Raw genomic sequence first — 15,454 nt, 5'->3', positions numbered from 1 at the left:
CGTGTCCTCAGAAACGGGTTTTCATGCGCCCACATACTCTGCGAGATGTTTGCCGGTCACCGTCGCGCGGTCCGCGACGAGGTCGGCCGGAGTGCCCTCGAAGACGATGCTGCCGCCGTCGTGGCCCGCACCCGGACCGAGGTCGACGATCCAGTCCGCGTGCGCCATCACCGCCTGGTGATGCTCGATGACGATGACGGACTTGCCCGAGTCGACCAGCCGGTCGAGGAGTTCGAGGAGTTGTTCGACATCGGCGAGGTGCAGACCCGTGGTCGGCTCGTCGAGCACGTACACATCTCCTTTGTCGCCCATCTGCGCGGCCAGCTTCAGCCGCTGCCGCTCACCACCCGACAGGGTCGTCAGCGGCTGACCGATCGTCAGGTAGCCGAGGCCGACGTCTCGGAGCCGCACGAGGATCTTGTGCGCGGCGGGGAGTCTGGCGTCGCCGTCGGAGAAGAACTCCTCGGCCTGGGCGACCGACATGGTCAGCACCTCGCTGATGTCCTTGCCGCCGAAGGTGTAGTCGAGCACCTCCGCCGAGAACCGCTTGCCGTCGCACACCTCGCACGGTGTGGCGACGCCCGACATCATCGCCAGGTCCGAGTAGATGACCCCGGCGCCGTTGCAGTTGGGGCAGGCCCCTTCGGAATTGGCGCTGAACAGGCCTGGTTTGACTCCGTTGGCCTTGGCGAACGCCTTGCGGATCGGGTCGAGCAACCCGGTGTAGGTGGCCGGGTTGCTCCGCCGGGACCCCTTGATCGCACCCTGATCGATGGAGACGACGTCGTCGCGGCGGGAGACCGAACCGTCGATCAGTGAACTCTTGCCGGAGCCCGCGACCCCGGTCACCACCACGAGCACCCCGAGCGGGATGTCGACGTCGACGTCGCGGAGATTGTGGGTGCAGGCGCCGCGTATCTCCAGGGCGCCGGTCGATTCCCGCACCGAATCCTTCAGCGAGGCGCGGTCGTCGAGGTGACGTCCGGTGAGTGTGTCGCTGCCTCGCAGCCCGTCCACGGTGCCCTCGAACACGATCTGGCCGCCCTCGGTTCCCGCTCGCGGTCCCAGGTCGACGACATGATCGGCGATGGCGATGACCTCGGGTTTGTGCTCGACGACGAGCACGGTGTTGCCCTTGTCGCGCAGCGCGAGGAGCAGATCGTTCATCCGATCGATGTCGTGCGGGTGCAGACCGATGGACGGCTCGTCGAACACGTAGGTGACGTCGGTGAGCGACGACCCGAGATGACGGATCAGCTTGGTGCGCTGCGCTTCTCCCCCGGACAGCGTCCCCGCGGGTCGGTCGAGCGAGAGATAGCCGAGACCGATCTCGACGAAGGAGTCGAGAGTCTCACCGAGGGTGGTCAGCAACGGACCGACGGACGGTTCGTCCAGTCCGCGCACCCAGTCGGCCAGATCGCTGATCTGCATGGCACACACGTCGGCGATGTTCTTGCCCTTGATCTTCGACGAACGCGCCGTCTCCGCCAGCCGGGTGCCGTCGCACTCGGGGCAGGTCGTGAACGTGATCGCGCGGTCGACGAAGGCGCGGATGTGCGGCTGCATGGCCTCACGATCCTTGGACAGGAACGACTTCTGGATCTGCGGGATCAGGCCGAGATAGGTGAGATTGACCCCTTCGACCTTGATCTTGGTCGACTCCTTGTAGAGGAGATCGTTCAGCTCGCGCTTGGTGTACTTCTTGATCGGCTTGTCCGGGTCGAACCAACCGCATCCGCGGTAGATGCGGCCGTACCAGCCCTCCATGCTGTAGCCGGGGATCGTGAGGGCGCCCTCGTTCAGCGACTTCGAGTCGTCATAGAGCGCGGTGAGATCGAAGTCGGACACCGCACCGCGACCCTCGCAGCGCGGGCACATGCCGCCCGTGATCGAGAAGCTGCGACGTTCCTTGACGGTGCGGCCGGCTTTCTCGATGGTGACGGCGCCGGCCCCGCTGATGGAGGCCACGTTGAACGAGAATGCCTGCGGTGAACCGATATAGGGCTTGCCGAGTCGACTGAACAGGATTCGCAACATCGCGTTCGCGTCGGTGGCCGTCCCGACGGTGGACCGGGGATTGGCGCCCATGCGCTCCTGGTCGACGATGATCGCGGTGGTGAGTCCTTCGAGCACATCCACGTCGGGTCTGCCGAGGTTGGGCATGAAACCCTGCACGAACGCGCTGTAGGTCTCGTTGATCATCCGCTGCGACTCCGCCGCGATGGTGCTGAAGACCAGCGAACTCTTCCCGGAGCCGGAGACCCCGGTGAACACGGTCAGCCGACGTTTCGGGATCTCGAGACTGACGTCGGAGAGGTTGTTCTCGCGGGCCCCGTGGACACGGATCAGGTCATGGCTGTCGGCGACGTGGCCGTCACGCGCTCCGCGCGCGGTCGCCGACGCCTTCCGCGTCGTCCTGCCGGTTGTCTTCGTGGTGGCGGCCGTGCTCATGGTGTCTCCGTCCGTTCGGCTGGTCTGCGTGATCGAACTGCGGTGCCGGTGGCTCCGATCCAACCAGATCTTCCATCGCGGCGGCCGCTCTCGGCCGGTACGGCGTCAACGCATCTGCGAAGACGAGCCCCTCGCGGAATCTGCACATGGATTCGCCTGCGGGTCAGGACAGTTGGTTGATTCGGAGGAGATTGCCGGACGGATCGCGGAACGCGCAGTCGCGGACACCGTACGGTTGGTCGGTCGGTTCCTGCAGCACCTCGGCGCCGCCGGCCTCGAGCCGTTCGAACAATCCGTCGATGTCGTCGGTGCCCAGGGTGAGCGCGCCGTAGCTGCCCTTGGCGATCAACTCCAGAATGGTGCGGCGCTCCTCGTCGCTGATCCCGGGATCCGCGGCCGGCGGGTGCAGCACGATCGATGTGCCCGGCTGTCCGGGTGGGCCGACGGTGAGCCAGCGCATCCCCTCGTAGCCGACGTCGTTGCGGACCTCGAAGCCGAGGGTGTCGCGGTAGAAGGCCAGGGTGGCCTCCGGATCGGTCTGCGGAAGGAAGGCGTAGTGGATGGTGATGTTCATGGACATCACGCTAGAGGTCACCGACCGGCCGACGCTTCTCGATTCCTGATCGGTCTGGTGACCTGTTTGGCGAGGCACGCCGGGATGCCGACCGTCGCATCGGCATGGTGGACGCGGTACTCACTCGGCGGCATCCCGACCAGCTCGGTGAATCGGGTGCTGAAGGTGCCCAGCGAGGAACAGCCGACGGCGAAGCAGACATCGGTGACGCTCAGGTCGCCTCGGCGCAGGAGCGTCATCGCGCGCTCGATCCGTCGGGTCATCAGATACGAGTAGGGCGACTCCCCGTACACGCGGCGGAACTCGCGGCTGAGATGTCCGGCCGACATGTGGGCGCCACGGGCGAGTGACTCGACGTCGAGTGGTTCGGCGTACTCCCGGTCGATGCGATCGCGTACCCGACGCAGGCGCGTGAGGTCCCGGAGTCGTCGGTCGTCGTCCGAAGCGGTGGCCACACAGAGATCGTGCCACGTGTCTCCGACGATGCCCAGGTCGTCGGGGCCCCACCGATCAGCCGCCCGATCCTCCGAAGGTGTGCAACACCCGCGCTGTCTTGCTCATGGCGCAGATCTGCGCGCCGCGCGCGCAGACGGTGTTCTCGAGGTCGGACAAGCGGGCCGATGCGAAGGTCTCGAAGCCGGCCGTGGTGTCGGCCGGTCGCGGGCGCAGCCGCATCGTCACCTCGAGCATGTCGAGATCGGCGATCGTCCATCTCTCGACCGTCACCGGGGCACCGTCGAGGTCGATGTCCGGCCATGTCATCGACGCGATCGGGCCGATGGCGACGAGATGGTCGATCGGTACCCCGCCTGCCGTGCACGCGACGACGAACTGACGTTGCGTCGCATCGAGCAGCGACACCGGGTCCGTCCCCGTGATCTGCGCGGCCATGGACCCTGCGGGCCGGCCGCTCACGACGGACGCCGCGAGGAGTCGCTGTGGTCCGCTCCAGTCGGCCTCGATCCGGTAGCGGGCGTCGCCGTCCACGAACTCGCGGCTCCACCGGTCCGGCAGCTCGGCGGTCGTGCAGGGTCGCAGCTTGACGCTGATGTCGTCCTGATCGCCGCTGCGGATCCTGATGATGAGCCGACTCGAGAGCAGCGGGGTCGTACTCCCATCGATGCCGGGGTGTGCCTCGGCGAACCAGATGTTCCGCCGGATGGGGTTCGCGGCGGGCGGGATGAGGGCCGACACGGCGTTCGCGATGTCGGCGTCGAGATTGATCTTGAGCGCAATCGGTGGGATCACCACACCTGCCTTCCGAGTCGAGAGATTGCTGACCCACGGTCTTTCCGTGCCCCGGAGACATCGTCGCCGGTGGCGACGGTTCTGCCACGAGTAGCCACTACCCCACTTCCGCGACCGGCTGCGCGGTCGGTGTGTGTCGATTCGGGTAGTCCGCTACTCGTGCCGGATCCCCTCGGGAGCCGACATACTTGATGCGCAGGTCCGGCCGACCCCGCCACGGCGGTGTCCGGCCCTCACCCGCTCTGTGTCTGTCCTGCTCAGCTCACTCTTCTGCCCCCAGACGGAGGTGCCATGGCCGCAGTGATCCGATCGATCACCGGACTCATTGCCGACAACCCGACCGACCCCGGCGTCTCGCCGGGACGCCGACGACGACTCGCCCGCATCCTGGCCGGCGCCGCCGAGTCCGTGGATCGCCGCCGCGGGTGGCATTCGCTGCCGCTGCCCGTCGGACTCGCCGTCCTCGTGGGACTGCGCAGCCGGATGCGCGAGCTCAACCTGTTCGATGCGGGGCCGCATCCCGCCGATCCCGACGACCCGGCTCCGCCGCCGACAACCCGGGCGCGGACGATCGACGGCACGTTCAACGACGTGGCGTCGGCACGTATGGGCGCGCAGGGCGCACTCTTCGGCCGCAACATCCCGCTCGACGACACCGCACCCGAGACCGCGCCCGTCCTGCTCACCCCGTCGCCGCGCACGATCAGTAACGAACTGCTGGCCCGCAGGACGTTTCGGCCCGCCACCTCACTGAACCTGCTCGCCGCCGCCTGGATTCAGTTCGAGGTGCACGACTGGATGAGCCACTTCGACGCCGACGACGCCATCGAGATCCCGACGGAGCCCGGGGGCCCGTGGCCATCCGACCGGATGTCGGTTCCGCGCACGCGATCGTGTCCGGGATCGACCGGTGCTACACCCACCTACCCCAATCGGGACACCCATTGGTGGGACGCCTCGCAGATCTACGGAGCCACAGCCGAACAGGCGACGGCGATGCGTCGTCTCGAGGGCGGTGAGATCACGATCCTCGACGACGGCCTGCCGCCGCCGGCCGCCGAGGCCGGACTCGAGCGAACCGGCCCGGCGGGGAACTTCTGGTTGGGTCTCGGTCTGTTGCACGCACTGTTCCTGGCCGAGCACAACTCCATCTGTCGTCGACTGCGGTCCGCCTACCCCTCGATGGACGATCAACAGCTCTACGACACCGCCCGACTGGTGAACACCGCGCTGATGGCCAAGATCCACACGGTCGACTGGACGCCCGCGATCATCGCCCACCCGACAACGGTCGCCGCGATGCGCGGGAACTGGTACGGACTGCTCGGCGAGCGGGTGGCGAAGCGGTCGGGCCGGCTGTTCACCAGTGAGGTGCTCTCCGGGATCCCCGGCGGCGCGACGGAGTTCCACGGAGTGCCCTACTCGCTGACCGAGGAGTTCGTGGCGGTGTACCGGATGCACCCGCTGATGCCCGACGAGGTCATCATCCGCCGGGCGGACACCGATCGGGAAGTGGCCTCGCATCGGCTCGACGAGCTGCTGACCGACGCGGTGCCGGACACCCGGGTCCGGGAACTGATGGCGGAGTACCCGATGCCCGACCTGCTGTACTCCTTCGGGCGCGCCCACCCCGGCGCACTCGATCTGCACAACTTCCCCGAGGCACTGCGGACACTGCGCCGACTCGATGGTTCGCTGATGGATCTCGGTACCGTCGACGTGCTGCGCAGCCGTGAGCGGGGTGTGCCGCGGTACAACGCGTTCCGGCGGGCCTTCCGGCTGCCGGTGGCCGGCTCGTTCGTCGAACTGACCGGCGACGAGGAGACCGCCGCCGAGCTCGCCGCGGTGTATCGCGACGTCGACGACGTCGACCTGTTGGTCGGACTGTACGCCGAACCCAAACCCGCCGGATTCGGCTTCAGCGACACCGCCTTCCGCGTGTTCATCCTGATGGCATCCCGCCGGATCTCCGGCGACCGGTTCCTGACCGCCGATTTCCGGCCCGAGGTCTACACCGAGGTGGGTATGTCGTGGGTGCGGGACAATTCGATGAGATCGGTTCTCCTGCGCCACTTCCCCACCCTCGCCCCGACCCTGCGCCACGTCGCGAACCCGTTCGCCCCGTGGCCGGCCCCCTGATATGAGAGAGCGTCGAACCATGTCCTCATCACCTCCGTCCGCATCACCTCCGTCCGCATCACCTCCGTCCTCATCACCTCCGTCCTCATCACCTCCGTCCGCATCACGTTCGTCCTATGTCGAGTACTGGCCCGGGATCGAGCAACCCGCGAACGACGAAGAGGAGATCTTCGATGCGATGGTGGCCAAGCTGCGCGGCAACAATGTGCGCGCCTACCGGAAACACAAACGCGGACTGCGTGATGCGCATGCGAAGAGCCACGGAATTCTGATCGGTGAACTCGAGGTGCTCGGTGATCTGCCCGAAGAACTCGCCCAGGGGCTGTTCGCCGCCCCGGGGACCTACCCGGTCATCGCACGACTGTCGACCACCTCGGGCGTCATCCGCAGCGATCAGATCCGCGGCGTCCGCGGGCTGGGCATCAAGGTCATCGGCGTCGACCCCACCGACAAGGTCCTCCCCGACGATCACGCGGTCACCCAGGACTTCATCTTCGTGACGCACCGGGAGTTCCTCTTCGCCGACGCCCGCGCCTATCTCCGGAAGGGGATCCCGCTCGCGATCCTGCTCGCCTGGCTCCCGGACCGGGTGATCGACGTGGCCAGCGAGGTCCTCGCCCGCGTCCACCGGCTGCGACCGTTGCCCGAGACACTGGCCGTGTTCGTCCGCCGCAACACCCACATCCTCGGCGACACCTTCTACAGTTCGGCGCCGCTGCGCTACGGCGATCACGTGTGCCGGATGCTCTACGCGCCGCGATCGCCGGAGGTGCACGCACTGGCCGGGCAGCCGACCGACGACCGGGACGGCGTCAACGCGCTCCAGGACATGGTCGTCGACTTCTTTGCCGAGCACGACGCCGAATACGAACTCCGGGTGCAGCTGTGCACCGATCTGCGCACCATGCCGATCGAGGACGCGACCGTCGACTGGCCGGAGGAGGAATCCCCGCATCGTGCGGTCGCGGTCATCCGGTTCCCCCGCCAGGATCCGTACACACCGGAGCGCCGCGCCTACGGCGACGATGTCCTGTCGTTCAACTCCTGGCGCTGCATCACCGCACATCGGCCCCTCGGCTCGATCAATCGCCTGAAACGAAAGGTGTACGACGCGTCCAGCGAGTTCCGGCACGCGATGAACAACGCACCGATGGTCGAACCGGCCACGGCGGCCGACCTTCCGCGCTGAGCGGCGTGCGGAGCGTGCCGACGTTCACCCGCCACATCGTCGGTCGCCGATCTATACTGCGCCCCATGGGTGCCCGCTGGCAGCTCCTCTCCAGGCCGACCGAACAGCACGCCATCCGAGCCGCACTCGCGAACGCGGACACCTGTGGCGTCGTCCTGGTCGGTGCCGCCGGGGTGGGCAAGACGACACTCGCGCGACAGGCGACCGATGAACTGGCCGCCGAGGTGCGATGGGCGGCCTGTACGGAGTCGTCACGCGGAATCCCGTTGGGGGCGTTCGCTCCCTGGGTGGAGTCCACGTCGTCGCGGGACCCGATCACGGCACTGGTGTCCGCCCGCGACTCACTGCTCGCCCATCCCGACACGATCGTCGGTGTCGACGACGCGCACCATCTGGATCAGCTGTCGGCCACTCTGCTGCTGCAACTCGCCGTCGACCGGTCCGCGCGCATCGTGGCGACCGTGCGCACGGGCGAGCCGGTCACCGACGCCGTCACGGCGCTGTGGAAAGACGGCCACCTCATCCGTATCGATCTGGAGTCGTTGACCAAGGCCGAGAGCACGGCCCTCGTCGAACGAGTCCTGGGCGGAGCCCTGGAAGGTCTCAGTGCCGACGTCATCTGGGACTCGTCGGGCGGCAACCCGCTGTTCCTGCGCAACCTCGTCGAGGGCGCCGTCCGCGCGGGAACGCTGTCGGAGGTGAACGGAGTCTGGCAACTACGCGGGCCGACCGCTGTCCCCTCCGGCCTGGTCAGTCTCGTCGACGACCGACTGGACCACGCCGGTGCCGCGGTGATGGATCTGATGCGACTGCTCGCGGTGTGCGAGCCGCTCGACATCGACAGCCTCATCACGCTTGCCGGAGGGGACGCCGTCGACGAGGCCGAGCTCTCCGACCTCGTCCGGATCGTGCGCGACGGGTCGACGGTCAACGTGCGTTTCAGCCACCCGGTGTACGGCGACGTGATCCGGCGGCGGATCGGGGTCGCATCCGGCCGGACACTCCGGTCCCGCATCGTCGAGATCCTCCGGCAAGAACCCGTTGACACCGCGGCGGCACGAATCCGCCTGGCGCAGCTGTGCGTCGACGGTGATCTCGACATCGAACCGAGGATGCTGACATCCGCGGCCAAAGACGCTGTCGCGCTGGCGAACCTGCCGCTCGGAGAGCGCCTGGCCCGTGCGGCCGCCGAACGCGGAGGAGGTCTGGCCGCAGCCGAGTTGCTCTCCCGAGCGCTGCTCTGGCAGGCCCGCCCGGTCGAGGCCGACGAGGCGCTCGCCACGTTCGATCCCGATCAGCTCGATGAGCTGCAGCTGGTGCTGTGGGGCAATCCCCGTCTGAGTCTGCTCTTCTGGTCCCTGGGTGAGGATGTCAAGGCCAAGGAGATCCTCAGCCTGCTGCACGAGCGGGTCACCCATCCCGCGCTGGTGCGCATCGTCGAGGGCATGGAATCGATGATGGCCGTGCACGAGAACCGGATCGACGAGGGCATCGCCGTGGCACGAGCGGTCATCGCCGATCCGGACGCGCCGCCACAGGCGTTCGACTTCGCCGCGTTCGCAACCGGTCTGGCGATGCCCGTCGCCGGTCAGGGTCTGGCGTACGACCCGATCGCGGCCCGTTGCCGGGCGGAGCAGAAACCGACCGACGGCATGATCAAGGTCATGGTCCGCTACTGCGACGTGCTGGCACTGACCATGATCGGTGACCTCGACACCGCCCAGCACCGTGCCGACGAGTACAACGAGTTCTCCTCCGCTGGGCAGTTCCTCGGTTGGGCGATCGCGAAGATCACCGTCGGCGTCGTGGCCACCTACCGCGGCTCGTTCACCGCCGCCACCTCCGCGTTCGAGCAGGCACTGGCCGCCCTCAACGCAGAGAATTCGCTCCCGTGGCGCCTGCCTGCGCGTCTGCTCCTAGCCCGCGCTTACGCCGCGCTCGGTGATGTGGTCGAGGCCGAGCGCGTCCTGGCCGAGGCCGACGAGCACACCGGTCCGCAGACCGCGATCCACGAGCCGCAGCGGGTGATCGCGCGGGCCTGGATCGCCGCCGCCAACGGTGCGCAGACGGAGGCGGTCGAGTTGTGCATCCGTGCGGCCGACATCGCCCACGACGCCGGACAGTTCGCGCTCGAGGCCGAGGCGTGCCACCACGCGGCCCGATTCGGCGAGCGCGGTGTCGGAATACGCATCGAGTCGCTCGTCGATCGCATCGACGGTTCGATCGCCGCGCTCTACGCACGGCACGCGATGGCTGTCGGTGCGGGGGACGCGGACGCACTCGACACCGTGAGCCAGGAGTTCGAGGAGGTCGGGTTCCTGCTCTCCGCGGCCGATTCCGCGGCACAGGCCGCACCGCTGCACGAGAAGGCGGGCCGTCGGCGCGGTGTCGCCGAGTCCAGCGCTCGCGCCCTCAAGCTCTCCGTGCTCTGTGACCGTGCGACGACACCCGCCCTGCGGGCGTCGGCGCGACCGCTGCCGGTCACCGCGCGCGAACGCGAGATCACCGCCCTTGTCGCGCAAGGACTCTCCAACCGGGAGATCGCCGAGCGGCTCACCGTCTCGGTGCGCACCGTCGAGGGCCACATCTATCGTGCGTGTATCAAACTCGACGTCGCCGACCGGGATGCACTCGCACAGGTGGTCTGGGACGTCACCCGCTGACGCGTCGCCAATCGCACTGCGCGAGAACACCGATGTCGTCGACGACGAGAGCCGCACCGGCACTGTCGAGTTCGGCCTCGGAGAACCCACCGGTGCGGACGCCGACACAGGCGGCCGACAGCCGGGCTGCGGACTCGACATCCCAGACGGTGTCACCCACGAGCAGTGCCTGGGTGCCACCGGCCGACTCGAGAGCCGTGCCGAGGATGTCGGGGTGCGGCTTGGACCGATCGACGTCCTCTGCCGAGGTGACCGCGTCGAAGTCGTCGCGGGTCATCCCGAGGATGTCGAGGGCGGCGTCGGTGAACTCGGCGGCGCCCGAGGAGGCCAGCGCGACCTCGAGCCCGGCGGATCGGATGGCGTCGACGAGCTCGCGCGCCCCGGGGAACGAGCGGACCTCGGGCAGCAGTTCGCGGTAGCGATCGGCCCACTCCGAGCGGAGTGTGTCCCCCAGACGGTCCTCGACATCTGCTCCGCACACCTCACCGACCAGCAGATCGCCACCCATCCCGACCGTGCGGTGAATCCGCCACCACGGCGGTGCGAGATCGTGCGCGCCGAACGCGCGCGTCCAGGCCAGTGCGTGCAGATACGTCGAGTCGACCAGCGTGCCGTCGACGTCGAGCAGGACCGTGTCGGCCACTGCGGTGCTCTCGCCCAGGTCGACGTGTGCGAGCGGGTCGTTCACAGATGCGGAGTCCGAGTCCACGCGGGACCTCCTCGGGTCGGGTTCTCGGTCCACGCTTACCCGACGTTTCGATCTCCCACACCCTGGGGAACACCGGACATCATGACGACGAGATTCGGGTACACCTTGATGACCGAGCAGGCCGGGCCCAAGGACCTGGTCCGCTTCGCGGTCGACGCGGAGAATGCCGGGTTCGACTTCGAGGTCAGCAGTGATCACTATTTCCCGTGGTTGTCGGCCCAGGGACACGCGCCCTACGCGTGGAGCGTGCTGGGAGCCGTCGCGCACGCCACCGATCGCGTCGAACTGATGACATACGTGACCTGTCCGACCATCCGGTATCATCCGGCGATCGTGGCGCAGAAGGCCGCGACCATGCAGATCCTCGCCGACGGCCGGTTCACGCTCGGCCTCGGCAGCGGAGAGAATCTCAACGAGCATGTGGTCGGGACGGGGTGGCCCGCTGTCGTGGACCGGCAGGAGATGCTCGGCGAGGCGATCGAGATCATCCGCGCCCTCCACGACGGCGGCCTCGTCGACTACCGCGGCGAGTTCTTCCAGGTGGATTCGGCACGAATCTGGGATCTCCCGGAGCAACGGACTCCGATCGCGGTTGCCGTCACCGGTGACCGGGGCATCGAGGAGTTCGGCCCCACCGCCGATCACCTGATCGCGGTCCAGCCCGACGCCGAGGTCATCCGCCGGTGGAATGCCGAGGACTCCACCGGCACGATCGGTGACGATGCCCGGGCGATCGGGCAGATCCCCATCTGTTGGGACCCGGATCGTGACGCCGCCGTCGAGCGTGCGCACGAGGAGTTCCGCTGGTTCAGCGGCGGCTGGGACGTCAACGCCGACCTCCGGACCACCGCCGGGTTCGCCGCGGCCACACAGTACGTGACGCCGGAGAACGTCGCCGAGTCCATCGCGTGTGGTCCCGACCTCGACGCGATCGTGGATGCAGTACGGCCGTACTGGGATGCCGGGTTCACCGACGTCGCACTCGTCCAGATCGGTGGCGACTCGCAGGATCGATTCCTGTCCGAGGCGGCCGGGCCACTGCTGGAGAAGCTGCGCTCCGCAGCGCCGTGAACGGCCTTCGCACAACACTTCTCGATGACGCATCGGTCGGCGGTACGGCGGAGTCGCTGTGCCACTTGCCCACCGGCGTACCATCGGGACAGGCACTGAAGCAGCCCCGGTGCCACAGCCCCAGTACGGATCGACCTTCTCGGAGGCGAGATGTCCGACGACAAGAACGTGTACACGACGCGCGATTCGGGCGCGCCGGCCGGGAGCGACGAACACTCGCTCACCGTCGGCGCCGGAGGCCCGATCGTCCTGCACGATCACTATCTGATCGAGCAGATGGCCCAGTTCAACCGCGAACGAATCCCCGAGCGGCAACCACACGCGAAGGGCAGCGGGGCCTTCGGGACCTTCGAGACGACCGAGGACGTCTCCGCCTATACCTGTGCGGGACTGTTCCAGCCGGGCGCGAAGACCGAGATGGTCGCCCGGTTCTCGACGGTCGCCGGCGAGCGCGGCAGCCCCGACACCTGGCGGGACCCGCGAGGATTCGCCCTCAAGTTCTATACCGACGAGGGCAATTACGACATGGTCGGCAACAACACGCCGATCTTCTTCATCAAGGATCCGATGAAGTTCCAGCACTTCATCCGTTCCCAGAAGCGACGCGCCGACAACAATCTGCGAGACCACGACATGCAGTGGGACTTCTGGACACTGTCGCCGGAATCGGCGCATCAGGTGACGTGGTTGATGGGTGACCGCGGCATCCCGAAGACGTGGCGCCACATGAACGGCTACTCGTCCCACACCTACCTCTGGGTGAACGCCGAAGGCGTGAAGCACTGGGTCAAGTACCACTTCATCTCCGATCAGGGAGTCGAGTGCTTCACCCAGCACGAGGGTGACCAGATGGCCGCCGCGGACACCGACTTCCACACCCGCGATCTGTTCGAATCCATTGCGGCCGGGGATCACCCGAGCTGGACCCTGAAGGTACAGCTGATGCCGTTCGACGACGCCGTCTCGTATCGGTTCAACCCGTTCGATCTGACCAAGGTGTGGCCGCACGGCGACTACCCGCTGCACGAGGTCGGGAAGATGACGCTGCACACCAACCCGACCGACAACCATGCGCAGATCGAGCAGGTCGCGTTCGAGCCGAACAACACCGTGCCCGGCATCGGGTTCAGTCCGGATCGGATGCTGCTCGGTCGGGTGTTCTCCTACGCCGATGCCCATCGGGCCCGGCTGGGTGGCAACTACAAGCAGATCCCGGTCAACGCCCCACGCAACGAGGTACACAGCTACAGCAAGGACGGCGCGATGCGGATCACGCCGGTCTCCGACCCGGTGTACGCGCCGAACAGCAAGGGCGGGCCGTCGGCGTCGTACTCCGGGCAGCAGGAGCCGCAGTGGGCGGCCGACGGCGACATCGTCCGCTCCGCCTACGTCGACCACCCCGAGGACGACGACTGGGGGCAGGCGGGCACCATGGTCCGTGAGGTCTTCGACGACGGTGCCCGGGAACGCTTGGTGGACAACGTCGTCGGCCATCTGCTGAACGGGGTGAGTGAACCGGTGCTCGCCCGCGCGTTCGAGTACTGGAGCCGCATCGACCCCGACATCGGGGCCCGCATCAAGGCCGGGGTGACAGAGAAGCAGGACGAACCGGATCCGAAGGTGGACGACCAGGGCAACCCGGCCCGCAGTTCCATGCAGGCCAAGGTCTGATCGTGCCCGGTCCGCAGATCAACCGCGCCGGCTGATCAGGACACCGTCAGACACCACGCGGGTCACCCGACGATCTGGTCGGGTGGCCCGCGTGTCTGCGAGAGACCGTCAGACCTGATCGAGTGCGATTCGGACGGCGACGCCGCCCTTCGCGTCGCGACTGCTGGTGGCGTGTCCCGTACGTGTGCGGCCGTCGAGGGACAGCGAGATCGGCGCACCGTCACCGGTGAAATTGCGCCACCATCCCTTCTTGTCCGGCATGGCGACCCCGACCACCACGGTCTCGCCGTCGCGCCGATAGCTGACCGGCAACTCGAACCGCCGGCCGGATTTGCGGCCCGTGTAGCTCAGCACGGTCATCGACCGGCCGAGCACCGAGCCGAGGCCGGGTAGACGCATCAGCGGCGTGACGAGCAGGTTGAACTTCGCGGCCGTGCGCTGGAAACCGTTCACGTGAGCACCCCTTCACGACATGGTCGACGACCCATCGGCGGGCAGATCGACCGTCCGATGGGAGATGTCCGACCCTACCCCGTCCTGGCGGTGATCGACCCCCACGGCCGTGCGGCCCGATACGCTCGTCCCGTGATGGAGTCGGTGGACGTCGTGGTCGTCGGTGCCGGCGTCGTCGGATTGGCCGTGGCCCGGCGGCTCGCTCTCGACGGGCTCGAGGTGATGGTGCTCGAGGCCGAGGACGCCGTTGGCACGCAGACGAGTTCGCGGAACTCCGAGGTCATCCACGCCGGGATCTACTACCCGACCGGCAGTCGCAAGGCGTCCGCCTGTGTGGCGGGTCGTGAGATGCTCTATCGCTATTGCACCGAGGCGGGCATACCGCATCGCCGGATCGGCAAGTTGATCGTCGCGACCGACGAGGATCAGCTCCCTGCGCTCGATCAGATCGTGGAGCAGGCCCGCGCGAACGGCGTCGTCGACCTGCGCCCGGTGAGCAGAACCGAACTCCGTAAACTGGAGCCGGAGCTCACCGGCATCGCGGCCGTGCTGTCGCCGTCGACCGGGATCGTCGACGGTCACGCGCTGATGGAGGCGTTGCGGCGCGATGCCGAAGCGGCCGGCGCCGGCATCGCCCTGCGGAGTCGCGTGGTCGGCGGGTCGGTCATGCCCGGTCCGCTCATCACGCTCGAGGTCGACGGCGCCGGCGTGATCGGCTGTCGCGGTCTGGTCTCCTGCGCCGGCCTCGGCGCCTGGGACCTCGTCGCACATCTTCGGGGATACCCCGTCGAGCGGATACCGCCTCGACGTGTGGCGAAAGGCAACTACTTCACGCCCGCCTCGGGCGTCTCGCCGTTCGGCAGGCTGATCTACCCGCTTCCCGTCGACGGTGGCCTGGGTATCCACCTGACGCTCGACATGGGCGGGGCGGCGCGATTCGGACCCGACGTCGAGTGGACCGACGGCGGTGATCTGTCCGTCGACCCGCACCGTGCGGAACTGTTCGCTCGCGAGATCCGACATTATTGGCCGGCCGTCGACGACCACGAGTTGGCGCCTGCCTACGCCGGACTCCGTCCCAAGCTGTCCGGGCCCGGCGAGCCACCGGCCGACTTCCTGCTGCAGGGGCCCGCCGGCCACGGCATACCCGGGTTGGTTGCGCTCTTCGGCATCGAATCTCCCGGGCTCACGTCCTGCCTTGCCCTGGCACGCGATGTCGCCACCATGCTCGGCTCCGACGCTCTACGCTGAACTTCACGCCGTCCGCGGACACCGGTCTACACAGG

At 67.7% G+C, this 15,454-nt stretch carries 12 protein-coding genes; 6 read left to right on the top strand and 6 right to left on the bottom strand.

The window, feature by feature from the left end; all coding sequences use genetic code 11:
• Positions 1 to 21: 21 nt before the first annotated feature.
• The 4 genes from EEB19_RS01780 to EEB19_RS01765 form a co-directional block, all read right to left on the bottom strand.
• On the bottom strand, positions 22 to 2,451 hold the full coding sequence (locus EEB19_RS01780) for an excinuclease ABC subunit UvrA (protein WP_187582556.1): 2,430 nt from the start codon (positions 2,449 to 2,451) through the stop codon (positions 22 to 24).
• Between the two features lie 163 nt (positions 2,452 to 2,614).
• The gene (locus tag EEB19_RS01775) at positions 2,615 to 3,025 is read right to left on the bottom strand and encodes a VOC family protein (RefSeq protein ID WP_187582554.1); all 411 of its coding nucleotides are present in this window, start codon (positions 3,023 to 3,025) and stop codon (positions 2,615 to 2,617) included.
• A gap of 17 nt (positions 3,026 to 3,042) precedes the next feature.
• A complete protein-coding gene (locus EEB19_RS01770) occupies positions 3,043 to 3,480 on the bottom strand; it encodes a helix-turn-helix transcriptional regulator (RefSeq protein ID WP_187582552.1) in 438 nt (145 codons plus the stop codon).
• A 55-nt stretch (positions 3,481 to 3,535) separates the two neighbouring features.
• Entirely contained in the window at positions 3,536 to 4,273 is a 738-nt protein-coding gene (locus EEB19_RS01765) for a hypothetical protein (RefSeq protein ID WP_187582550.1), read from the bottom strand.
• A gap of 291 nt (positions 4,274 to 4,564) precedes the next feature.
• Between EEB19_RS01765 and EEB19_RS01760 the strand changes: the two genes are divergently transcribed.
• From EEB19_RS01760 to EEB19_RS01750, 3 genes are all read left to right on the top strand, one after another.
• Entirely contained in the window at positions 4,565 to 6,412 is a 1,848-nt protein-coding gene (locus EEB19_RS01760; RefSeq protein ID WP_187582548.1) for a peroxidase family protein, read from the top strand.
• 19 nt (positions 6,413 to 6,431) lie between these two features.
• Positions 6,432 to 7,601: a catalase family protein gene (locus EEB19_RS01755; RefSeq protein ID WP_262365367.1), complete on the top strand. Its 1,170-nt coding sequence runs from the start codon at positions 6,432 to 6,434 to the stop codon at positions 7,599 to 7,601.
• 65 nt (positions 7,602 to 7,666) lie between these two features.
• On the top strand, positions 7,667 to 10,264 hold the full coding sequence (locus EEB19_RS01750) for a LuxR family transcriptional regulator (protein WP_187582546.1): 2,598 nt from the start codon (positions 7,667 to 7,669) through the stop codon (positions 10,262 to 10,264).
• Here the strand turns inward: EEB19_RS01750 and EEB19_RS01745 are convergent.
• Positions 10,254 to 10,925 carry an HAD family hydrolase gene (locus EEB19_RS01745; RefSeq protein ID WP_187583081.1) on the bottom strand — a complete coding sequence of 224 codons (672 nt, stop codon included), beginning with the start codon at positions 10,923 to 10,925 and terminating at the stop codon, positions 10,254 to 10,256. The genes EEB19_RS01750 and EEB19_RS01745 overlap by 11 nt on opposite strands.
• Before the next feature lie 129 nt (positions 10,926 to 11,054).
• Between EEB19_RS01745 and EEB19_RS01740 the strand changes: the two genes are divergently transcribed.
• Entirely contained in the window at positions 11,055 to 12,044 is a 990-nt protein-coding gene (locus EEB19_RS01740; protein WP_187582544.1) for an LLM class F420-dependent oxidoreductase, read from the top strand.
• 150 nt (positions 12,045 to 12,194) lie between these two features.
• Positions 12,195 to 13,715 (top strand): catalase, encoded by a 1,521-nt coding sequence (locus tag EEB19_RS01735; RefSeq protein WP_187582542.1) that lies wholly within the window; start codon positions 12,195 to 12,197, stop codon positions 13,713 to 13,715.
• A gap of 108 nt (positions 13,716 to 13,823) precedes the next feature.
• Here EEB19_RS01735 and EEB19_RS01730 read toward each other — a convergent pair whose 3' ends face one another.
• Entirely contained in the window at positions 13,824 to 14,168 is a 345-nt protein-coding gene (locus EEB19_RS01730; protein WP_262365366.1) for a nitroreductase/quinone reductase family protein, read from the bottom strand.
• A 135-nt stretch (positions 14,169 to 14,303) separates the two neighbouring features.
• On the opposite strand from EEB19_RS01730, the gene EEB19_RS01725 reads away from it, so the two are divergent.
• Positions 14,304 to 15,419, top strand: coding sequence for an NAD(P)/FAD-dependent oxidoreductase (locus EEB19_RS01725; RefSeq protein ID WP_187583077.1), 1,116 nt, complete (start codon positions 14,304 to 14,306; stop codon positions 15,417 to 15,419).
• Positions 15,420 to 15,454: the final 35 nt, after the last annotated feature.

The sequence above is a fragment of the Gordonia sp. OPL2 genome, from assembly GCF_003797825.1.
Classification (GTDB): Bacteria; Actinomycetota; Actinomycetes; order Mycobacteriales; family Mycobacteriaceae; genus Gordonia.
The sequence above is the reverse complement of the archived record's forward strand: the minus strand, read 5'-3'. Positions and strand labels throughout refer to the sequence as shown.

Excerpts from the sequence above, each read along its gene's own strand:
- EEB19_RS01780 (WP_187582556.1), bottom strand. The coding sequence starts at position 2,451 with ATGAGCACGGCCGCCACCACGAAGACAACCGGCAGGACGACGCGGAAG.
- EEB19_RS01775 (WP_187582554.1), bottom strand. The coding sequence starts at position 3,025 with ATGAACATCACCATCCACTACGCCTTCCTTCCGCAGACCGATCCGGAG.
- EEB19_RS01760 (WP_187582548.1), top strand. The coding sequence starts at position 4,565 with ATGGCCGCAGTGATCCGATCGATCACCGGACTCATTGCCGACAACCCG.
- EEB19_RS01755 (WP_262365367.1), top strand. The coding sequence starts at position 6,432 with ATGTCCTCATCACCTCCGTCCGCATCACCTCCGTCCGCATCACCTCCG.
- EEB19_RS01750 (WP_187582546.1), top strand. The coding sequence starts at position 7,667 with ATGGGTGCCCGCTGGCAGCTCCTCTCCAGGCCGACCGAACAGCACGCC.
- EEB19_RS01740 (WP_187582544.1), top strand. The coding sequence starts at position 11,055 with ATGACGACGAGATTCGGGTACACCTTGATGACCGAGCAGGCCGGGCCC.
- EEB19_RS01735 (WP_187582542.1), top strand. The coding sequence starts at position 12,195 with ATGTCCGACGACAAGAACGTGTACACGACGCGCGATTCGGGCGCGCCG.
- EEB19_RS01725 (WP_187583077.1), top strand. The coding sequence starts at position 14,304 with ATGGAGTCGGTGGACGTCGTGGTCGTCGGTGCCGGCGTCGTCGGATTG.